Raw genomic sequence first — 21,734 nt, 5'->3', positions numbered from 1 at the left:
AATGACTTATTCTACCACGCAGCGCCGCAGCGACCAGTAGCGCACCGCGACTTCTGTGTCCCCGATCAGGGTTATCGCGGCCGGATGTACCGGAAAATAGCGGCTGCTCATCACACCTTCCCCGTGGTTGATGAAAATTTCCACGCTGGAGTGGTCACACAGGATCTGCAGCTGCGTCACCGCGCCCTGCCAGTAACGATAGTGCCACTCACCGCTGACCAGACTGCGGCGAGCCAGGCGCAGCCCGTCATCGCACCACTCCAGGCGCAGCGTATGGGCAAAATCCACCGTGATCCCGCCGGTGCCCGCGAGCTCAAGCTCCAGCCGCCGGGCGGGCATAGCCGGTGCGTCCGCGGCTCGCCCCTGAAAGCGCTGCTCCTTATCTCGCAGCGCCTGCAGCTCCGCAACCGGCCGCTGATAGAGTTTTCCGTTGTGCGTGCCCAGTTCACGTACGCAGGTCATCTGGTGGATCCAGCCGTGTGCGATGGTGGGCTGATGCATCTCTTCGCCATCCGGCACCCCCATCCAGCCCACCAGCAGGCGACGGCCGTCATCGGTCAGCGTGGTTTGCGGCGCATAAAACTCAAAGCCTGCGTCCAGCTCGTGAAAGCCGCCGTGGGTAAAGCGCGCAGTGTCATAATCCAGATCCCCGGCCAGCCACGCACTGGGGTGCGCATTCAGGAAACGCTGTGCTTCAGGGGCGATTCCCTGCGGACAGCAGATCAGAAACGTGCTGTCTCCCAGCGTGAAGAGATCCGGACACTCCCACATGTAGCCCGCCGCCCCCAGGCCGTTGAGACCGCTACCGGCGAGTTCACCCAGATGCTGCCACGCCTGTAAATCCTCTGATCGCAGCAGCAGCACCTTGCCCTGCAGCGCGGTATCCTGTGCGCCCAGCACCATGTACCAGTGCTCACCGTGCCGCCAGACTTTGGGATCGCGGACGTGTCCGGTGTAGCCGTCAGGCAGCGCAACCACCGGCCCCAGTTTGTCAAAGCCGCCCGCCTCGTTCTGCACCGCCAGGCACTGCCAGGCCGTGCGGCCCCCGTCCTCAAACTTCACGTTGCCGGTGTAAATCAGCGTCAGCACACCGTTGTTATCGACCGCGCTGCCGGAGTAACAGCCGCTGCGGTCATAGGCCTCATCCGGCATCAGCGCAAGGGGTTCATGCTGCCACTGCAGTAAATCCGCTGAGCTCCAGTGTCCCCAGCACTTGTGCTGATGCTGGCAGCCCAGTGCGTTCCACTGATAAAACAGGTGGTAGCGCCCGTTGAAATGAATAAAACCGTTGGGATCGTTCAGCAGGCCTGTCACCGGCGCCAGATGCCAGCCCGGATAGTGTGCATCGCTGAGCGCACGCGGCTGACCGCGCATCACTGCCTGCAGGATAGCGGATAATAAGGTGTCAGTGGCCATTACTCAGCGTCCGTTTTGTATTTCAGAAGATACGAGAGGATAAAGGCGGCGCTGAACGCAATCACCATACCAACAGCATAATTCACCAGTGAGCTGGCCTGCACAATCGCCATCCCGGGAATACCGGTGAGGCCCACGGCCGTCATATAAACATGCACCGACACCACCCAGGCGCCACCCAGTGCACCCCCCACCAGGCCGGCGATAAAGGGTTTCATAAAGCGCAGGTTAATACCAAAAATGGCCGCCTCGGTGATGCCCAGCAGTGCCGAGAAGCCCGACGGCAGCGCGATCGCTTTGACTTTGATGTCTTTGGTTTTCAGCCACACCGCCAGACACGCGCCACCCTGTGCGACGTTGGCCATGGCCCAGACAGGCAGCAGGAAATTCACGCCAATAGCGGGGTTACCCAGCAGACCCGCTTCAATCGCGTGAAAGCTGTGGTGCACGCCGGTGATCACAATGACAGAGTAAAGACCGCCAAACAGCAAACCTGCCAGCCAGCCCGCGTGAGCAATCAGCGTACTGAGCACCAGTGAGATGCCGTCACCCAGCGCACGGCCCGCCGGACCAATCACCAGCAGTGCCACAAAGCCGGCAATAATCACTGTGAGAAATGGCGTCAGGATCAGATCCAGGGCATCGGGGATCACGCGACGCAGCTGTTTTTCCAGCACACTCATAAACCATACCGCTAAGAGCACCGGAAATACCGTGCCCTGATAGCCAATCATCGCCACTTCGATACCAAAAAAGTTCATGGTATGGAAGCCTGCCGCTACGCCCCAGGCGTTGGTCAGCGCCGGGTGCGTGAGTATGCCGCCAAGCGTTGCACCGAGAAACGGGTTGCCACCAAACTCGCGGGCAGCGGTAAAACCGATCAGGACAGGCAGAATAATAAATGCCGCCGAACTGCACATATCCAGCATGATATAGAGCGCGTTTTCCGGGTTGACCCAGCCGTAGGTTTTCACCATGCCAAGCAGCCCCATCAGCAGGCCGGAGGCCACGATCGCCGGAATAATGGGGACAAAGATATTCGACAGCAGACGCGCAATCCGCTGGAAAGGGTTGAGCTTGCGGGCAGCAATATCCGCCGCCTCTGACTTACTGGTTTCGCTGATGCCGGCTTCGCGAATAAAGGCTGCATACACCTTATTCACCACGCCGGTACCAAAAATGACCTGCAGCTGGCCGGCGTTGCGGAAGCAGCCTTTTACGCCATCAAGTTTGCCAATGGCCGTGGTGTCTGCCCTGGCATCATCCACCAGCACCAGGCGCAGGCGCGTGGCGCAGTGCGCCGCACTGGCGATATTTTCCCAGCCACCCAGCAGCGGCAGCAACGCGCGGGAAATCTGTACAACGTCCATGATTACCTCTTTTTTCTGTTATCTCTCGGGAAAAAGCCCCCGCAGGGGCCACGTCATCAGAACCAGGTTTCCATCTGCACACCAAAGTTCCATTCGCCGCCGGCTTTAAAGCCGCTGCTGCCAAAGGCATCATCGCTGGCATAGTTATCAAGGCGGTGATCCCAGTCCATCCAGCTGGCAAACAGGCGGATTTCAGGGCGCTTCAGGAAGTCACCCACGTCGCTGGCTTTCAGCGTCGGTGCCACGGTGAGCTTGTAGAAGTTGCCGCTCACGGCGTTGCGGCTGTTGTAGCCTTCAGGGCGCAAATCCATGTACTGGTAGGAGCCTTCATACTGCATCTCAAAATTCTGCGTGAACTCCTGGATCAGGCGCAGGTTTGCGGTGGCCCACTTATAGCTGTCGCCTTTGACGTAGCGATCTTTACTGCTTTGTGCCAGCAGCGCCGGCGCAATGTGCCAGCCGCCGCCCAGCGGCGTAATGCCGTAGCTCGCCAGACGCCAGGTGTCTGCCTCAGGTAAGAGCGCGCCGTCCGATCCCAGGGTTTTCACCTCCGCGCCCAGGCCGTGACCGTAAAGCAGTGCCGTTTTTGCCGATCCTTCGCGCAGGCCATAGAAACTGTCGTTATGCAGCCCCACTAACGCATGCACGCCGTCATTGGCTGCATCGCTTTTCACGCGGTTACCCTCGATATCGGTGCGCTGATCGTTGTCTTTCGCGCGCATGCCACTGACCATGAGCTGCAGCGGGCCAGCAAAATTATTCAGTGAAAGAATGTAGTTCTGCGCAGTGTTCTCGTTGTTTTCGATATCCCCGAACGTGCGGCCATACACCGAGAGGTTGCTGCGCACCCCCTCGCCCCACGTCATGTCATAAATACCGGCCCCGGTACCCGCCAGAAACACCACGTCTGAGTCGATCCAGTGAATATCAAAATTGTCCCGATCAAAGCGTTTTCCCGCCCAGACGGTGGCGTCTTTAAACGCGCCGGTGAACGTTGGCAACTGGCCCAGCTCCACAAACGCCTGACGCAGGTTGAGGTCACTGCTGGCTGCCGTCCAGTCGTTATAGGTGCGCTGACCGTCTGCCAGCATTGCTTTAAAGCGGGTAGTGGCCCCGCTGGCGAGCGTCTGTTTGTGCTCAAGATTGAGCTCTACATAGGTGTCCGGCTCATTGCCCAGCCGGCCAACATGCCCACCGGTTTCCCCCGCCGGCGTGACCGTGGGGCCGCCCTGCGTTTTAGCCGCGGAGCTGTTCATCAGCAGGCCGGAACGGGCGTAACCATGGAATTCGAATCCCTCAGTGGCGCTGCCCGCCGCAGCGGATGCTGCAGGTGGGGTGGAGGCTGCAGGTTCTGCGGGTAGGGCTTTCGCCGTGCGCGCTTCCACCCGGGCGAGCGCCGTCTGGTTCTGCTGTTGTGTCGCGGCAAGCTGCTGCGCCTGTTTTTCCGCCGCGTCTGCGCGATGTTCTGCCACACTGGCGCGCTGCTCTGCGGCTGCCAGCCGTTTTTCCATTGCCGCAAGACGTGCTTCGATACTGCTCATGTCCGTGGCGGCCCAGACCGACCCCGAACTCAACGTTGCGCTAAGGGCAAGCGCGAGGGTGCTTATTTTCATTATGTTGCGTCCCTGAGAGGTAGCCATTATCAGATATTGTTTTTGCTAAACCGGTTTAGTCGTTAAATCCTGACGAGCTTTATCACGGCGCGCAACTGATTTTGCTAAACCGTTTTAAGTGATGTGAAGTCTCTCGCAAAATTGCGCGTTTGGGCGTAGCAAAGGGGGTGTGACACGAGCGGTGATGGGGCGGGAAATGCGGGAAATGCGGGAAAAAGGGCAGAGCCATGCTCTGCCCGAAAGCTTACTCTTTGGCAACGGGCTGCTGGTCAACCGTGACCTTGTCATCGCCCTGAAGCTGCTGGATACGCTGTTCTGTTTTGCTAACGGCATCAGCATCTTTCAGCAGCGTGTAGGTCAGCTCAAACGTGGTGCTCTGGCCCGGCTGCAGCTGCTTTACCCGGCCCTGCTCTTTTTCAATGGTCACCGGATAGGCATAGCTGGTGCCTGGCTCAATGCCAGTGACATACCCTTGCTTCAGCGTGTCGGTGTTTTTCCACATGGTCAGCACCGGCAGCTGGCGGGTATCAAACTCAATGGATGCACCTTTGTCGCCTTTGCTGTTCACCACGGCCGCCAGCGTTTTCCCGTTGCTGTCCGCTTTTGGCACCAGGTTGAACACCATCTCATCAAAATCTTTAGTGGGCGCACCGTAGACATTCCAGCTATCCAGCCCTTTCTGCGCATAGTCATTGAACGGCGAAACGGACTTCAGCGGTGCGATAAAACGCGCATCTTTCTCCAGAATCGGCGTGCCGAAGTTGCTGTGATAGATAATCTGATAATCCTGCGGATAATCGCCGTGGTTGGTTAACACATCATGCAGTGTGAAGGCATCTGAACCCGGTACGTAGCGCAGCTCGGTCCAGGTAGCGAGGTTCGATTTTTTGAAGGTGTGCTCTTTGATGAGCCCGCGAATGCGGATTTCATGCGGGGCCTTGTCATCCACGGTGACCTCAACCTGCGAAGCAGGTGTGTTGCCCGCTTTACCGTGCAGCGTATAGATGCGGCCATCTTCAGTAACCGGATGCCCGGTCCATTCATAGCCGCAGCGCACCATCATCTCATTAAACCCGTCCAGCCAGCCCAGGCCGTTGCGGCTCTCCAGGTTGATGTAGGCCGGGTTGACCACCTCATCCACCGGCGAGTCCCAGCCCAGACGTACGCCGTGCCCGTGTACGTGCAGTAAATCCATTCCGCGCGTCGGACTGAGCGCGATGGTGAGGCCGTCCGGACTGGTGATCGTGATGACTTTTGAGCCTTCCTGTTTACCGCCATGCAGGACTTTCTGTTCAATGCTGAACGGCTGGCCGCCCAGCTTCAGCGCTTTGCTGTTAATCTGCCAGTTCCCTTTGTCGGTTCCCGCTTCAGCATCCGTCAGCACCCATGTCTGTGCTGCTGCCTGAACACTGATCCCTGCCATGACCGCACCGGCCAGTAATGCTACTTTCATCATGATGCATCCTTTGCTGAATTGATTTAGCTAATGTCAGCTAAGCGTACAAACATGAGGAAAATGAAACCGTGAGATGCTTCACTTCAGTCAGTTATCCCGCCAGTAATCTTTGTAAATCTGGGTTGGATCACATTTCAAGCGGTTAAAACGGCGTATCCGGGCGTGCAGAGAGAGACATTAAGCTGAAATGCTGCCATTTGGTTTAATCGTTTCAGCTCAATGAGGATAAATTACCGTGTGCTGGCTGGTGCTTAATAATGAGACCAGTCTGCTCACGGAATGGTGCCGTTAACGGGAAGGGGTTTCGATGTGACATCCGCTCTGTAACTCTTTCCGCGCTGTCATCTTCAATTCCTGCTCACGGCACGATGCGAGTGGCCTTCAAACCCCTTTAATCAGGCAAGCTGCTGCTGCAGCTGATCAAGATAAGGCAGCGCGGTCATGGCGCCTTTCGCCGTGGTCGCCAGTCCGCCGCAAATCTGCGCACGCTCCAGACACGCTCTGAGCTGCGCATCATCCTGCGGTAAACCCTGCCCGGCTAAATGCCACAGCAGTCCGGCAACAAACGCGTCTCCCGCCCCGGTGGTATCCACACTCACCACCGGGCGCGCCGGATAGTGCTGCAGTGTGCCACGGGACCATGCCTGCACGCCCTGCCGGCCCTGCGTTACCAGGACAAGCTTAATCGCATAGTGCTCAGCCAGCTGCTGCATACCTGCCGCAATATCATGGGTGTTACAGATAAAGGTCAGCTCTTCTTCTGAAAGTTTGACCACGTCAGCCAGCGCCAGCGCACGGGCAAGCGCGTCGCGCAGTTCTGCTTCATCCGCCCATAAATCGTGCCGGATGTTGGGGTCAAAACTCACAAAGCCGCCCGCTTCATGCAGTTGCTGCATCGCCGTCAGCGTGGTGTTCCGCGAGGGATCTCTGAGCAGCGCAATCGAACAGCAGTGCAGCCATTCGCCTGCCTGAAAGGCTGGCAGCTCGTGCGTTTCAATAAACAGATCCGCTGAAGGGCGCACCATAAAGGTAAAGTTCCGCTCGCCGTCAGCGTCCAGCGCCACCACGACAACCGACGTGCGCTGTGCATCGTCTGGCTGCATAAACTCGGTATTCACCCGCTCGGCCTTAAGGGTATCCATCAGGAAGGTGCCAAAGGGATCGCCGCCTACTTTACCAATAAAGCCGCTGTTGCCCTGAAGCCTGGCAATACCCACTGCCACATTAGCAGGCGCACCACCGGGACACTGAATTAATCGGTTATCACACTCCGGCAGCAGATCCACCACTGCATCGCCCAGACACCATACCCGTTTGGTCATTTCACTTCTCCTGATCGCGAGCTAAATCGGTTTAGCTTGAATTTATTATTATGCATAAACAGAGGGAGTTAGAAAGGTACAGGTTACTATTTTGCAAAAGTGTGCGGGTGATGCCAGATTTTGGGAATGCAGGGAGGTGACAGGCAGAGTATTGGGAGGGCGGCTGAACTCCGCCTGAGGGGAACAACCCGGCAGCCAGCCGGGCTGTAAATACTGTTACGCTGCCGTCAGCACTGTACGGTCAGGGCCGCTTAGCATCACGGGTTTATCGTTGCGCAATTTTTCGCGAAAGTTCCACTGCATCAGCGGCGAAATCCCGGCACCGCACCACATCATATGGTGGTCATGCCGATACACTGCGGTGGCCGGTAGCCCGGTCACGTTCTCGGATACCTCTACCCGGCAGCCCTGCCCGGTCAGGCGAATGGCTTCAAACCAGATTTCGGTTGCGTCACCGACACTCACCGCCTCAAGAAAAACCGGTACCGTCTTACGCCGCACAGAGGCGCGCATCACGCTGCGTGCATGAAACACCACGGCGTCATGAAAGCGCGTCTGGCGCGCATTGGCACCGGCACTGTGATCGTTGCGCAGCAGCAGATTCAGCGGCTTGAGATAAGCATTCACGAAATCATCACCGCTGTAGTCACTGCCCATCTGTTGCAGACGCTTTTGCAGCGCCCTGTCTGAGCTGTCAAACAACTGGTCAGTCATCTCTTCCTGCCGGCATTGCCAGCAATCATGCGGCAGCGGAGAGCTGCCATGCAGAAAAGCGTAAATTTCGCGCAGCGTACTGCCGGTCGCCGTCAGGTCCAGCACACAATAGATGCGTGTAAGCTGACCAGACGTGTAATTCCCATGTTGATCAGGTCGGGTAATCAGTCCTGCGCGCTGCCAGTTACGCAGGGTGACAGGCAAAATGCCGGTCAGGCCGCAAATAGCGTCGGTCGAATATACGTTCATAAGGTCCCCCGATATCGGGTGTAGGTCGGCAGCACAGAACGCTGCCGACGAACGTCTATTGTGCGCCTGGCAAACGGCAATTGATACCGAATTGACATTGATTTGCATAAAACAGGTCGCTTTTTGCTGTTAAAGCGCAACGGTGAGAAAATGTGGTGATTACGCGCGACGCACAATACGTTTGTCTGTCGCCACATCAATCCAGTCGCGAAACTCCACCAGCAGCTGATCGTAAAGCTGCTCATCACTGATCCGTTCGTAATCATCAATGGAAAAGAAGTGCGTGTTGTCGACCAGACGATCGGTGAATGTATCCAGGCGCTCCAGCACACCATAGTTGTTGCCGCCCAGCCCTAAAAATTTATAAAAAATTGGCAGTGTGGCCGACTCCCTGAGCCTCTCTTTTATCAGCCGGGTTTTGCTGATGCCGCCATCGGTAATGAAGACCACATACACCGGCAACGTGGCGTCGCGGTAGACGTTGTTAATTGCCTCCAGTACCGGTGGCTCATTGTTTGTGCCGCCCAGACCCGGCAGGATTTCCCACAGGGTGCGTTTTCCGTCGTTGCGAATGCGATCGATGTAGCCCTCAAGGTTATCCATCGACACATCGTCGTATTGCCGGAATCGCTCACCAAATGCCCAGACCGGCATACGCCCGTCGTCGTCAAACTGCACGGCCAGTGCCGCTACCCGCTCCAGGACCCTCTGCACGTTTCCGCGCTTGAACTGGCCCGTCATGGATCCTGACGCATCCAGCACAAAGGCAACCTGCGCTTTTACTGCTGAGAGCCGATGTTTCTCCAGACTGACGCGGATGGGTTTTGCCAGGCTGACCAGTTGCGGCATTTTTTCAAGCTTCTTCTCCAGGCTGACCAGGGGGGCGGGGGCCGGTTCTGCCACTTCCACGCCAAAATGCAGCGCCAGCGGATGAAGCCCTCCCTCAAATCCCTGTCCGACCGCACGCAGCTTCCACTGTCCGTGGTGACGATAGAGGTGACAGACAATCAGGGCCTTCTCGCGCCGTTCACCCGGTACAATATCATAGCGATAATCACCACACTGCAGAGTCAGCTGCTGCAAACCACTGACTGTATCGCTGCCATCGATAACCAGCGTGAACGCGATGCGTGTGACGGCGGCGGAGAGTGCAGAAAGCTGAACCTGAAAACGCGCCTCTCCGTCCTGACTGTGCATGACAACACTGCGGTTTTCGTTATGCGGCTGGTTAAAAAAAATCATCGACGCATCATCAAGCACCCTTTCATCTGCGCCGAGCAAAAACGCTGACGCGTCAACGTCACTCCTGAATCCTGGCGGGGTTTTCCAGGTCAGGCAGAGTTCCGGGCAGGCGTTATCAAGGGCAATGTTTTGTCCGGTCATCAGTTCCATGGTTCATTCCCTGTGGGTGGTTAACAGACAAAAAAAAGCCCCTTCGCGGGGAAGAGGCTTTTCTGGTATCCGATGTTACACCGACACGCCGTGCTGAGCGGCCAGCGCTTTCAGGCCACCGGCAAAGCCCTGGCCCACGGCTTTGAATTTCCACTCGCCGTTGTGACGATAGAGCTCACCGAAAATCATCGCCGTTTCCGTGCTGGCATCTTCTGACAGATCGTAGCGGGCGATTTCGCTGTTGTTGTCTTCGTTTACAATGCGGATGTAGGCATTAGAAACCATGCCAAAGTTCTGCTTGCGGGCTTCTGCATCGTAAATGGTTACGGCAAACACGGCTTTCTGCACGTCAGCCGGCACGGTGCCCAGCGAGATTTTGACCTGCTCATCATCGCCCTCGCCCTCACCGGTGCGGTTATCGCCCTGGTGTGCTACCGAGCCATCCGGGCTGGTGGCATTATTGAAGAACACGAAGTGCTGGTCGGACAGCACTTTACCGTCTGCACCGACCAGGAACACGGAGGCGTCCAGGTCAAATGCCTGACCGTCGGTAACGCGTGAGTCCCAGCCCAGACCCGCAATGGCTTTGGTCATGGTGGGAGCTTCTTTGGACAGGTTTACGTTACCGCCTTTTGTCAGATTAACTGCCATGGTGAAATCCTCTTTACTTTAGGCTGATGCCCGGCCAGACCGGGCAGAAAGTAGCTGCATAACCGCTGCAGCCGAATCAGGATGCGTTAATACCGTACTGCGCACAGACCGAGGCCAGGCCACCGGCATAGCCCTGTCCCACCGCGCGGAATTTCCACTCGCCGGCGTGGCGGTAAAGTTCACCAAACAGCATCGCGGTTTCGGTGCTCGCATCTTCCGAGAGATCGTAACGCGCTGCTTCCACGTTGCTGTCATTATTGACCAGGCGGATAAAGGCGTTGGCAACCTGACCAAACGACTGACGACGGATGGCCGCGTCGTGGATCGTGACCACAAACACAATCTTGGTGACGTCCTGCGGCACGCGATCCAGTTCAACGATCAGCGATTCGTCATCGCCCTCGCCTTCACCGGTGCGGTTGTCACCGGTGTGCGTCACAGACCCGTCGGCTGATTTCAGGTTGTTGTAGAAAATGAAGTCGTGATCGCCACGCACTTTGCCTGCATCGGTGAGCAGAAAAGCGGAGGCATCGAGGTCAAAATCCTGACCATCTGTGGAGCGGGTGTCCCAGCCCAGACCGATCTTCACGTTTTTCAGTGAAGGATCGACTTTTGCCAGAGAGACGTTGCCGCCTTTAGAGAGAGTCACTGCCATGTTATTTTCCTCACGTCTTGCATACGGTGTATGCGGTATTCAACAGCGCGGCGAGGCCGCGCCCTGACTTACTCTGCCTGCTCTTCTTTTTTACCCGGGAACAGCAGGCTCGCGATGATCCCCAGTGCCAGCACGCCCAGTACCACATAGAGGCTGGTGGTTGCACCAATGGCGTAGCCGTGGTGGAAGAAGTGATCGGTGGCGTTCAGGCCCAGTTTAAAGGCGATAAAGAACAGCAGCACAATCACCGCTTTCTCCAGGTGCACCAGATACTGCTTCAGACCTTCCAGCACGAAGTAGAGTGTACGCAGACCAAGGATAGCGAACATCATGGCGCTGTACACAATCAGCGGCTCACGACTGACCGCGATCACGGCCGGCACGGAGTCGAACGCAAACATCACATCAGACAGCTCAACCACAGCTAAACAGAGCAGCATCGGGGTAGCATAACGCGCCGCTTTGCTGACCCGCCCCACCTGGACGTCGGCGTTCTCGGGTTTCGCGAGCTCTGCGTCTACCTCTTTCTGACTCAGCACAAAGGCGCTGCCTTTGAGTTTTGGCCAGATAGGGTAAAAACGTTTCACCATGCGGTAGGCAAAGTGCTGTGAGTAGTCTTCAATTTCATCGTCGTCATCACCGCTTTTCAGCATCATGACCGCGGTCCAGCCAACAATCAGCGCAAACACCACTTCCACCCAGGGCCCCAGCGCCAGCAGGCCGGTCCCGATGGCAACAAAGATGCCACGGAACACGATGGCGCCGATGATACCCCAGTAGAGCACGCGGTGGCGGTAGTTGTTGGGAATCGCAAACCACGAGAAGATCGCCATCATGACAAACAGGTTGTCAACCGAGAGCACTTTCTCCAGGGCATAACCGGTCACAAACAGGCTCGCCACCTCCGCGCCGTGATGCACATACAGGAAGCCGGCAAAGGCCAGCGCCATCAGGATCCAGAACACCGACCAGGCGGCCGCACTTTTGAGCGAAATAGGTTTGTCATGCCGGTGCATGAACAAATCAATAAAAATAGCCCCGACAGAGAGCAGTAAAAATACCGCGACTGTTTCGATCGGGAACCCGATGTGGGTCGATTCCATGTGTTCACTCCAGAGGAATAATTAACGATTACAGGCCAAATTCAGCCGGCTGAAAGCCCAGCGCCTGGATAATTTCACGCGCGTTCGCCTGTTCGGTGGCATCAAAATCGCCGTCACTTTTGGCCACAGCAATGCCGACCCGCACAGCCAGCTGCGCCTGCTCAGGTTTGTTCTTTAAGGCCAGGATATATTTCATGGTTTCCCCTTTGCCCACTTCCATGTCGAAGGAGTAGGAGGTCACCAGTTTTTCAAAAAACTGAATCACTTCGGTGGTATCAAAGATACTGAGCTCGGGTGAGGCACGCAGAAAGCCCATCATTTTCTGCTTTTCCTCGGTGCTCACACCGTCGCTTGCAACCGCAATGCGGGCGCAGACCGCCACGGTGCCTTCCAGAAAGGCGCGATTTTTATAGCGCCCTACCTGTTTGGTCAGCTCATCGCGGCCGGCGTTAAATTTGTCTTTGAGTGAGTTGAAAAAGCTCATGGTTGCTCCTGTTTACTTGGAACCGGCGCGCCAGTTAAAACCCCAGCCAAACGCCTGATCGAGTTCCTGATGACCGCTGAAATAGCGGTTGATACGTTCCACGCGAATCGCACCGTTTTCGTTGATTAAACGGGCAATCGCGCACATGTTCTGCCGGTTATTGCCTTCGGTCAGCGCCGTTTCCACCGGCGGCTGCCCCGGCACCTGGATGGTGACGTTGCCGTCCGTGTTCTCCCAGCTCGGCACGCCCTCATAGATGAAAGTAAAAATCAGCACTTCTTTGATCTGCTTCCACTCGCTGCCGTTGATGTGGATCCACTCGCCATCACTCACGGCACCGGTGCGGTCATCCCCTTTGAGCTCCACAAAGGGTTCGCGGCCAAAGCTGCCAAACTTATTGCCCAGCGCCTGCACAATGGTGCGATGGCCATCTCTGAGCTCAACATAGGCGGCCAGATCAAGATCGATGCCTTTGTTGTTGTTGAAAATGCCTTTCAGAAAGCCGCCGCCGCTGTTGCCGGTCGCACGCTGATTCCAGTTCAGGTTCACGCGAATCTGGCCATAGTCATCTTTTTTCGTGAGGCTGATTGAGGGCTTCTCTTTGGTCAGGCTCACTTTGCTCAGATTCACCACAGGCTGCGGTGCGGGTGCCGGTGCAGCGGCGGGTGCCGGTGTGGCAGCAGGGGCAGGCGATGCGCTCTCCGCCACGTCAATGCCGAAGTGTTCTGCCAGAGGCTGCAGCCCGCCGTTGAACCCCTGCGAAACAAAGCGGAACTTCCACTCGCCGTTGCGCCGATAGAGCTCACCTAAAATCAGCGCGGCCTCACTGCGTCCGGCGGTTTCCACCTCGCACTGCACCAGAGTCGATCCGGCCGCGTCTACCTGAATGCTCAGGCGTCCCAGTGAGGCAATCGTCTTGCCGGCATCACAGCTGGCCGTGAAGGCAATCTTCTGCACATCGCTTCTGAGCTTTGCCAGACTAACGGTGAACATTGTTTCATTGCCGGAGGCCGAGAGGCGCACCGTGCTGTCATCGTTCTCGCGCTGACCGTAAAACACCATGTCGGTATCACCGCGCACTTTGCCACTTTCATAGAGACGAAAGGCAGAGATATCGACCGGTACGCCAGAGAGGATGCGCACCACCAGCGATTGATTGGGTACGGGGGCATTGCCCCCTGGCGTCAGGTTCATCAGTAGAGTACCGCCTGAATGTCGGGGATCATGTCCTGAATGGTCCGGGCACGCGAGGCGTTGCCGTGCGCCGTAAAGTTCCACTCACCGTTGCTGCGGCGCAGTGAGGCGATCACCACTGCCGTGTGTGAGCCCTGCTCGGTCAGCGTGAATTTTGCGAGCTCTTTGCCCTGCTGGTCAACGACGCGGCAAAACGCATTCGCCACATCGTTAAACGTCTGTCCGGTAAAGCTGTTTACGGTCAGAACCAGACTTTCGATGCTGGCAGGCAGACGAGAGAGATCGGCATTGATGACCTCGTCATCGCCGTCGCCTTCGCCTGTGCGGTTATCCCCGCTGTGCACAATGGAGCCATCGTTTGAGCGAAGCTGACGGAACCACACGGTGTCGACCACCGCGCCATGCGCATCAAGCAGTACACAGCTGGCATCCAGGTCAATGCTGTCACCTCCGCCCAGAAGCTTGCCAAAGAGTCCTTTCTTTTTGGCAGGATCCCAGCCGAGACCAAACTGAATCCGGGAAATGGCGTTGCTGGACTTGGCCAGCGAAATGGTTTGATTCTTGGTTAACGAGACCATCATATCTCCTTAATGAGTGGTTTACTGCTGCCGTTAAAACACCGATCAATTAAAAAGCATAGCAATCATAACATGAGTTTCTTTTCAGGCAAGAAAACAATCATCATATGATTACTTTTACACTTCATTGTAATGTTTTTAAAAGATTTATGGATTTCTCTTTTGTTTATGCTCTATGTCATTTGTCTGTAATTAAAATCTGATGCTTTATTACGCCTACCAATCATAATATGATTACCTGATTGCTCTGTGTCGACACCAGAGCCCACCCGGTCTTCGTCCGCGAAAAAAAAGGAACAACATCATGAGTCAGCCGGATGCCATCTGGTTTATGGAAGGCGTGTCTTCACAAAAAGATATTCTGGCGCTGGTCGCTCAGGCACGACGTGAAGGCGGTCATGACTTTTTGCTGATCGCCTCACACCGCGCATCGCGTCCTGAAATTCTGGCCGAAGCGGACATTGCATATCAGGAACCCGGCGACGACAGCCTGCTGCCGGCCTTTATCAGCAGCGTCTGCGCGCGTCATTCGGTGCGGGTTATTCATGCCGGCAAACGCGGCGAGGCACTCGAACAGCAACGTGCAGCGATTGAGGCCCTGGGCGTTACGCTGGTGACCGGTGCCCGCGAGCGCGATACCTTTGCACTGGCAGACAACAAAACCCGTTTCAGTGAAGAGATGCGTGCACGCGGCCTGGCTGCGGTGCCGTCCATTGAGGTGCGTCTGCCGGAAGAGGTGGCTGCCGCGGTCGCGCACATTGAAGCACAGGGCCAGCGCCCCTGTATTAAACCGGTGCACGGGATCTACGGGCTGGGCTTCTGGGTGCTTAAGCGCGAGGCACACGTCCTGAGCTTTTTTAACAACCCTGACAGCCGGCAGATCCAGCCAGATGTGGTGATTGAGAGTCTGCGGCGGGCGCAGCAGGCTGGCGACGCCCTGCCGCTGCAGATTGTGATGCCCTGGCTTGCCGGTCCCGAGCGATCGGTGGATATGGTGGTTGAAAACGGTCAGGTCATTGCCGCGGTGGTCCGACGCAAAGAGGGCGCGGTCCAGGTGTTTGAGCAGGAGACGCCGGCCTGGCGCCTGGCCGTGGCCTGCGCTGAGGCGCTTCAGGCCGATGGCCTGATCAATGTGCAGACCCGCAATGATGCAGAGGGTAACCCGGTGCTGCTGGAAGCCAACCTTCGCCCTTCTGGCGGAATCGGTTATACCGCCTTCAGCGGCCTCAATCTGCCCGGTATCTTTGCGCTGCGCCAGCTTGGGCTGATGTCGGTGAGCGATGCGCTTGCGCAGCGTGATGCCTTTATCCCGGCCGAGGTCATCCCGACTAACAGTGTCCAGCCCCTGCCGCACTGCACACCTGTTGCGTTTGACGTCTGCTCAGCCGGAGAAGACGCATGATGCCTGCACAGATCTATGAGCGCGAGCTACCCGGCGGCACGCTTCGTGTGGAAACGCAGAGCCCGCTTCCGCTTGATACCCTGTTTGATATCGCCGCACGCAAAAACCCCAAGCGGGCCTTTTTGTTTGTGAGCAAAGTGCTGGGCCGCCACATTCCGGTGAGTCCGGCGGTGATGCGCGAAAGCTATGAGACACTTGCAGCTAAAATCCCGCGCGACCTTCCGGGGCCGGTGCTGTTTATCGGGATGGCCGAGACCGCCGTCGGCCTCGCGGCCGGCGTATTTCGCGCCGCCCGTGAGTCTATTGCCGAGCCGGTGTTCCTGACCAGCACCCGACATCCGGTGCAGGGCGAACTGTTGTGTGAGTTCAAAGAAGATCACAGTCACGCCACTGACCATCTCATCTATATGCCCGCCGACGCCGCGCTGCGCCACCGTGCGCTGAATGCCCGTACGCTGATCCTGGTGGATGACGAGGCCACCACCGGCAAAACCTTTCTGAATCTGCTACAGGCGCTTCGCGACGCCGGCCTGCAGAGCCTTTCTCGCGTGATTACCGTCACACTCACCGACTGGAGTGGCGAAGCCGTTCAGCGCCACTGCCCGCTGCCGGTGACGTCGCTTTCCCTGGTGGCCGGTCAGTGGCACTGGACACCGCGCCCGGATGCCCCTGTCCCGGTGATGCCCGCGGTGAACGTCACCGCGCAGGGCGAAGTGGCGCTGTGTGCCCGGCAGGACTGGGGCCGCTTAGGTATGGATAGCAGCGACTGTGGCTTTGCCGGTGACCTGACGGTGGAAGCCGGCGAGCGCATTCTGGTGCTGGGATCCGGCGAATTCATCTGGCCGCCTTTCCTGCTGGCCGAACGCTTAGAGCAGCAGGGTGCAGAGGTACGGTTTGGCTCTCTGACCCGCTCCCCGATTTCAGAAGGGCTGGCGATCGCGTCGTCGCTGGCCTTTAGTGATAACTACGGTCTGGGTATTCCGAATTTTGTCTATAACGTTGCGCAGCAGGACGTTGATCGCGTGATTGTCTGTGTTGAAACGCCAGTGACGTCTGTCTGCCCGGCGTTGCTGGCGGGACTGCGCCAGACGGCGCCCCGTGTTGAGGTGATCGGTTATGAATAAGCCTGTTGTACTGTGCGATCTGGATGACACCCTTTTCCAGACGAAACGAAAAATGCTCACGGAGCCCCTGCAGACGCCGGTTGAGATCGGGGCATATGACCGCGCGCTTGAGCCGCGCAGCTTTATGTCACAGGAACAGTCCATGCTGGTGGCCTGGCTGCTGGAGAGCGCAGAGCTAATCCCGGTCACCGCGCGCGGCACAGAGGAGACCGCCCGCGTGGCGCTGCCGTTTCGGTCCTGGAAAGTCATGACGCACGGCGCGGTGATTGCGTCGCCGGATGGCTCGGTGAATCGCCACTGGCAGGATCACATCGTCAGCGCGCTTTCGGCGATGGAGGCGCAGCTGGTGAGCTATCGTCAGACGCTGAGCGATGCGCTGGAGCGTGCCGGCCTTAACGCCTGGTGTCGCATGAACTACGAATATGACGGCGTGCCGGTTTACTTTGTCATGAAACACCGTGACAGCACGCAGATTCAGGAGCTCTATGCCTTTAACGACATCATGCTGCAGCAGCTGGATACCCGTGATTTCTATATCCATGCCAACGGCAACAATATTGCCTGGATCCCGCACTGCATTCAGAAAGGACATGCCGTGACGTGGCTGCTTGCGCACCTGCGCGACACGCGTGGTCCGTTCCCGGTCATGGGACTGGGTGACAGCCTCAGCGATTTCAGCTTTATGCAGCACTGCGACTGGTTTGGTATGCCCGCCCGGAGCCAGTTCACCGACGCCATTCGTACACACATTTTTAAAGAGGCGCTTGCATGATGCCCCCTGACCTGTTGCCATTGCATGGCACTTACCTGCCCGGAGATGTGCAGTTTTTGCTGAGCCCGATGCAGCTTGAAATGACGCCGGTTGATGAAAAAGAGCGTCTGATCCAGTCGGGTGAGAAGCATTACTCTGAGATGCTAAGCCAGGAACCGGCGCCTTCAGCGGCCCACCTTGATATTTTTGATCAGGCGCTGGCGCTGGGCGCGGCGCGTCTGGCGCACGATGTCATCGCTCTGGCAAAAGGCCTGAGTGCGCAGGCAGACGGGCAGCCGATTATTTTAGTGAGCCTTGTGCGTGCCGGCGTGCCGCCCGGCGTCATGCTGCAGCGTGCCCTGCGGGACATGAATGTTGAGTCGCACCATTACGGCATCAGCATCATACGCGATCGGGGCATTGATGAAGCGGCCCTGAGCCTGATTGAGTCAATGCATGGCACGCAGGGCATTGTGTTTGTGGATGGCTGGACCGGAAAAGGCGCCATCACCGGCCAACTCATTGAGAGCCTGCGCGACAGACCCGGCTATCCGCCGCTGCCCCGCCTGGCAGTACTGGCTGATCCGGCAGGCTGCGCCTGGCTTGCGGCGTCAGACGATGACTGGCTTATCCCATTTGGGATTATGGGTGCTCCGGTCTCAGGTATGGTGTCCCGCTCTGTCTGGCGCGACGTGGGGTATCATGGGTGTGTGCTGTGCGATCATCTGCTGGCCTATGACTGCAGCCAGCGCATGGTGGATACGGTAGATGCGCACAGGCGACAGCTTGACGCGGGCAGCATTCCGGCGGCGCAGCCCTGGGCGACCCAGGCCCGCAATCAGCAGGCCATCAGCCAGGCGGTGGTGAATCAGCTGGCCGCGAGATACCAGGTTCTTAACCTCAACCGCATCAAGCCCGGCATCGCCGAGGCCACGCGGGCTGTGCTGCGCCGCGTGCCCGATCATGTGCTGGTGCGCAGTAAATCCGATCCCGACGTGGCCCTGCTCCTGCATCTCGCAGAACAAAAAGCCGTTCATGTTCACGAGATGGGCGACCGGCTGGGGCAGTATCGTGCGGTGACCATCATTAAAAAGGTATCCTGAGATGACCATGCCGCTTTCCCCCTGGATGCTGGGCGCCACGCTCTATATGCCCGCCACCCGCAGCGATCTGGCTGAGGTGATTTTACACGGTAAACTCCCGGCGCTTCGCTCGCTGGTGATTTGCCTGGAGGATGCAGTGAGCGCACAGGATGTGAATCGCGCGCTGGATAACCTCAGCATTCTGCTCCGGCAGCTTCAGCTGCAGACGCCTACCCACACTCCCCCTCTGGTGTTTATACGCCCGCGTGACGAGGCGATGGCGGCAGCGCTGATCGCGCGCTATCCCCTGACAGGCATCGACGGGTTTGTTTTACCTAAGTTTAACCAGAGTAACGTATCGTCCTGGTGGAAGGTCATGGCACCCACGTCGCTGTACCTCATGCCCACGCTTGAAACGCGCGAGGTGTTTGAGAATGACGCCATGCATCAGCTGGCCCGGCTGCTTGAACAGCATCCCTGCCGTGAGCGCATTCTTGCGCTGCGAATAGGCGGCAACGATCTGATGTCGGTCCTGGGGCTGCGGCGCTCGCGCCAGTTCACGCTTTATGAGGGGCCGCTGGGCTATGTGGTGAAGATGCTGGTGGCCGCGTTTGCCTCGCGCGGGTTTGCCCTGACCGCACCCGTCTGCGAGCGTATTGAAGACGAAGCCCTGCTGGAACGCGAGCTGGCGCTGGATATGGCACACGGGCTGGTGGGCAAAACCGCCATCCACCCGGCCCAGCTGGAGATCATCCAGCGCGGGCTGATGGTGTCACCCGATGACTATGAAGACGCGCTGCGAATCATGAATTCAGAGCAGGCCGTATTCAAGTCACAGGGGGCAATGTGCGAACCTGCCACGCATCGTAACTGGGCGGCAACGGTGCTGGAGCAGGCGGCCTGGTGCGGCATTGCCAGCGCCTATAACGGATATTTGTGCTCCGCATCAGTGAGCTGATTTTTTAACCCAAACGGTGAGTTATGTCCCTGAGCGCAAAGCAGTACAGACAATATCGGCTGGTGGTCTTATTAAGTACGGGCAAGCCGGTCAAAAAAGAGGTACTGCTGCAGGAGATGGCCTGCTCTGAGCCAACGTTTGTGCGTGATCTACGCGATATTCGTTTCGCGTATCACGCCGAGATCCGGTTCAGTAAATCAGCGGGTCATTATCAGATGACCAGCGCCGGCACCCTGACGCCTAAAATCATCAAAATGATGCGTGACAGCCTTGATCTGCGTGACAGTACAGCCGCCGGACAGCAAACGCAGAGCGCGGTTGTGCTGGACAAAGAAGCCAAAAAGTCGGTGTCGCTGTCGCTGCGACTCTCAGTGCTGCGCAAAATACAGCTTTACGCTAACCGGCATAATCTTAACCGCAGCCAGGTGATTGAATGGCTCGTAGAAGAAAATCTGGGTAAGCGTCCCAAAAAGCCCTGAGCAACGCATAAGGTCTGGTCCCTGTTCAGGCGGTGGTGAGAGCCGATGCCCGCCTGGCACAGCAGCAGGCGTGTTTTTCATGAGGCACACGCCTTGCTGAGACCTGACAGCTTCTGAACCTGAGGTGCTTGAGGTATGATGTTCACACTTTCCTCACACTCCCCGCACAGAATAGGACTTTATGCGAACTCACTCTCAGCGCCCGTCACGGTCGTCGCTGTTCAGCACCTCGCTTGGCAAAAGCATGATGGTGTTTCTGGTACTGATCAGCCTGTTTGTGGTGGCGATCAACGCCTGGTCGCTGTGGAACTCCTGGCAGCAGATCATCAGCGAAAAGAAAGACGATGCGCGTAACCTCTCGGTGTCGCTTTCCAAACATGCCGAAGACTCTTTTCTGCAGGTTGAAATCACACTGGCGGATGCCGTCAGGCAGCTTCGTCAGCGTGGCAACGACTATGCGGCCACGCCTGCGTTTTTGCACCAGCTCAAAGAGCAGCAGAGCAAACTGCCGCAGCTTCACGGGCTGTTTGTGTATGATACTGACGGCCACTGGATCGCCTCCTCAGGCAATTTTGTTCCTACAAACGCCAGTAATGCCGATCGCGCCTACTTTCAGTGGCACCGCAACCATAACGACACCAACCTGCTGATAAGCCGTGTCGTCCGCAGCCGCTCCACGGGAGATCTGGTGATCCCGGTCTCGGTACGCCTCAATGATGCCAAAGGCAATTTTGCCGGGGTTGCTCTGGCCACCGTGCGCGTGGATTACTTTCGCCAGTACTACAGCTACTATGCTCTGGGCAGTAAAGATACGCTGGGCCTGATCCTCGCCGATGCGTCGGCGTTATATATCCGCCCGTTTTCAGATGCGTATATCGGCCGAATGCTGTCTGCAAGCCCCCTGTTTAAAACCCAACTCAAAGCCGCCTCCAGCGGCAATGCTACCTGGCGATCGTCGCTGGATGGCGTGGTGCGCGTTTATGGCTATGCGCGACTGGAACGCTATCCGCTGATTGTGACCGCCGGCTATGATATCGCAGATATCCGTAAAAACTGGATAACCAGCAACCTGATCAATCTGTTACTTAACCTGACGCTGTTGCTGGCGATTGCCGGCATGGGCTTTCTGGTGCTGCGTCAGGTTGGCACCAACGTGCGTAATCAGATTGAGCTCACCTTTGTGCGGGATGAGCTTACCAGCATCAATCGCACGCTGCAGTCGCTGGCGCTTGTTGATGGCCTTACCGGCCTGGCCAACCGCCGGCAGTTTGATGCGCTGTTAGAGATGGCGTTGATAAAATCACATAAAACCGGCGATCCGGTGGCGCTCATTATGATTGATATCGACGATTTCAAACGCTTCAATGACACCTACGGACATGTCGCAGGCGATGAGTGTCTTCAGGATGTGGCGCAGGTGCTGAAAAGTGTGGTGCATTATCACGGAGATGTCGTGGCCCGCTACGGCGGCGAGGAGTTTGCGATCATTTTACCCAACACCGACTTCTCAGAGGCGCGCATCGTCGCGGATCAGGCGGTTAGAGCGGTTCGGGAACGGGGCATTGCTCATGAGAGCAGCGAGCTGCCAGAAGGCGTGGTCACGATAAGCGCCGGGTATTATGCGCTGGTGTCGCAGGGCGACATGAGTGAAGCAGACACGCTCAAACAGCAGGCTGACCGCGCGCTCTATCAGGCTAAACGCAGCGGGCGCAATCGTGTCAGCGAACCGGTTTCGTAATCC

At 57.3% G+C, this 21,734-nt stretch carries 20 protein-coding genes; 7 read left to right on the top strand and 13 right to left on the bottom strand.

The annotated features are described in order from the left end of the window. Window positions 1-6: 6 nt before the first annotated feature. The 13 genes from F3I15_RS05450 to F3I15_RS05390 all read right to left on the bottom strand — a co-directional run bounded on the left by F3I15_RS05450 (window position 7) and on the right by F3I15_RS05390 (window position 14,197). The gene (locus tag F3I15_RS05450; RefSeq protein WP_150016904.1) at window positions 7-1,416 is read right to left on the bottom strand and encodes a sucrose-6-phosphate hydrolase; all 1,410 of its coding nucleotides are present in this window, start codon (window positions 1,414-1,416) and stop codon (window positions 7-9) included. After that, window positions 1,416-2,786 carry a sucrose-specific PTS transporter subunit IIBC gene (locus F3I15_RS05445; protein ID WP_150016902.1) on the bottom strand — a complete coding sequence of 457 codons (1,371 nt, stop codon included), beginning with the start codon at window positions 2,784-2,786 and terminating at the stop codon, window positions 1,416-1,418. Before F3I15_RS05445 ends, F3I15_RS05450 begins: the two co-directional genes overlap by 1 nt. Before the next feature lie 56 nt (window positions 2,787-2,842). Continuing rightward, window positions 2,843-4,399, bottom strand: coding sequence for a carbohydrate porin (locus F3I15_RS05440; protein WP_150016900.1), 1,557 nt, complete (start codon window positions 4,397-4,399; stop codon window positions 2,843-2,845). Window positions 4,400-4,643: 244 nt separating this feature from the next. After that, on the bottom strand, window positions 4,644-5,852 hold the full coding sequence (locus F3I15_RS05435; protein ID WP_150017201.1) for an aldose 1-epimerase family protein: 1,209 nt from the start codon (window positions 5,850-5,852) through the stop codon (window positions 4,644-4,646). A 398-nt stretch (window positions 5,853-6,250) separates the two neighbouring features. Beyond that, a complete protein-coding gene (locus F3I15_RS05430; RefSeq protein ID WP_150016898.1) occupies window positions 6,251-7,177 on the bottom strand; it encodes an aminoimidazole riboside kinase in 927 nt (308 codons plus the stop codon). A 216-nt stretch (window positions 7,178-7,393) separates the two neighbouring features. Then, the gene (locus F3I15_RS05425) at window positions 7,394-8,248 is read right to left on the bottom strand and encodes a MerR family transcriptional regulator (RefSeq protein WP_223810680.1); all 855 of its coding nucleotides are present in this window, start codon (window positions 8,246-8,248) and stop codon (window positions 7,394-7,396) included. Window positions 8,249-8,299: 51 nt separating this feature from the next. Further along, window positions 8,300-9,532, bottom strand: coding sequence for a VWA domain-containing protein (locus F3I15_RS05420; protein WP_150016896.1), 1,233 nt, complete (start codon window positions 9,530-9,532; stop codon window positions 8,300-8,302). 75 nt (window positions 9,533-9,607) lie between these two features. Then, complete coding sequence (locus tag F3I15_RS05415) at window positions 9,608-10,183, bottom strand: TerD family protein (protein ID WP_150016894.1); 576 nt, start codon at window positions 10,181-10,183, stop codon at window positions 9,608-9,610. Between the two features lie 76 nt (window positions 10,184-10,259). Continuing rightward, on the bottom strand, window positions 10,260-10,838 hold the full coding sequence (locus F3I15_RS05410) for a TerD family protein (RefSeq protein ID WP_150016892.1): 579 nt from the start codon (window positions 10,836-10,838) through the stop codon (window positions 10,260-10,262). A gap of 68 nt (window positions 10,839-10,906) precedes the next feature. Further along, window positions 10,907-11,941, bottom strand: coding sequence for a TerC/Alx family metal homeostasis membrane protein (locus F3I15_RS05405; protein ID WP_150016890.1), 1,035 nt, complete (start codon window positions 11,939-11,941; stop codon window positions 10,907-10,909). Window positions 11,942-11,969: 28 nt separating this feature from the next. Further along, window positions 11,970-12,425, bottom strand: coding sequence for a tellurite resistance TerB family protein (locus F3I15_RS05400; protein WP_150016888.1), 456 nt, complete (start codon window positions 12,423-12,425; stop codon window positions 11,970-11,972). 12 nt (window positions 12,426-12,437) lie between these two features. Then, window positions 12,438-13,619: a TerD family protein gene (locus tag F3I15_RS05395; protein ID WP_150016886.1), complete on the bottom strand. Its 1,182-nt coding sequence runs from the start codon at window positions 13,617-13,619 to the stop codon at window positions 12,438-12,440. Beyond that, on the bottom strand, window positions 13,619-14,197 hold the full coding sequence (locus F3I15_RS05390) for a TerD family protein (protein ID WP_071669413.1): 579 nt from the start codon (window positions 14,195-14,197) through the stop codon (window positions 13,619-13,621). Before F3I15_RS05390 ends, F3I15_RS05395 begins: the two co-directional genes overlap by 1 nt. A 304-nt stretch (window positions 14,198-14,501) precedes the next feature. Between F3I15_RS05390 and F3I15_RS05385 the strand changes: the two genes are divergently transcribed. From F3I15_RS05385 to F3I15_RS05355, 7 genes are all read left to right on the top strand, one after another. After that, a complete protein-coding gene (locus F3I15_RS05385; RefSeq protein ID WP_150016884.1) occupies window positions 14,502-15,599 on the top strand; it encodes an ATP-grasp domain-containing protein in 1,098 nt (365 codons plus the stop codon). Continuing rightward, window positions 15,596-16,723, top strand: a complete 1,128-nt coding sequence (locus tag F3I15_RS05380) for a phosphoribosyltransferase domain-containing protein (protein WP_150016882.1) — start codon at window positions 15,596-15,598, stop codon at window positions 16,721-16,723. Before F3I15_RS05385 ends, F3I15_RS05380 begins: the two co-directional genes overlap by 4 nt. Beyond that, the gene (locus F3I15_RS05375; protein WP_071669410.1) at window positions 16,716-17,495 is read left to right on the top strand and encodes a hypothetical protein; all 780 of its coding nucleotides are present in this window, start codon (window positions 16,716-16,718) and stop codon (window positions 17,493-17,495) included. Before F3I15_RS05380 ends, F3I15_RS05375 begins: the two co-directional genes overlap by 8 nt. Further along, a complete protein-coding gene (locus F3I15_RS05370) occupies window positions 17,495-18,577 on the top strand; it encodes a cysteine protease StiP family protein (protein WP_071669536.1) in 1,083 nt (360 codons plus the stop codon). Before F3I15_RS05375 ends, F3I15_RS05370 begins: the two co-directional genes overlap by 1 nt. A gap of 1 nt (window position 18,578) precedes the next feature. Then, window positions 18,579-19,514, top strand: a complete 936-nt coding sequence (locus F3I15_RS05365; protein ID WP_150016880.1) for an HpcH/HpaI aldolase/citrate lyase family protein — start codon at window positions 18,579-18,581, stop codon at window positions 19,512-19,514. Between the two features lie 23 nt (window positions 19,515-19,537). Next, window positions 19,538-19,993, top strand: coding sequence for a tellurium resistance protein TerW (locus F3I15_RS05360; RefSeq protein ID WP_150016878.1), 456 nt, complete (start codon window positions 19,538-19,540; stop codon window positions 19,991-19,993). A gap of 181 nt (window positions 19,994-20,174) precedes the next feature. Continuing rightward, on the top strand, window positions 20,175-21,731 hold the full coding sequence (locus F3I15_RS05355; RefSeq protein WP_223810679.1) for a sensor domain-containing diguanylate cyclase: 1,557 nt from the start codon (window positions 20,175-20,177) through the stop codon (window positions 21,729-21,731). Window positions 21,732-21,734 lie beyond the last annotated feature (3 nt).

The organism is Pantoea sp. M_9, assembly GCF_008631385.1.
Taxonomy (GTDB): domain Bacteria; phylum Pseudomonadota; class Gammaproteobacteria; order Enterobacterales; family Enterobacteriaceae; genus Pantoea; species Pantoea eucrina.
Note: the sequence above shows the minus strand (reverse complement) of the source record. Positions and strands in the feature narration are given on the sequence as shown.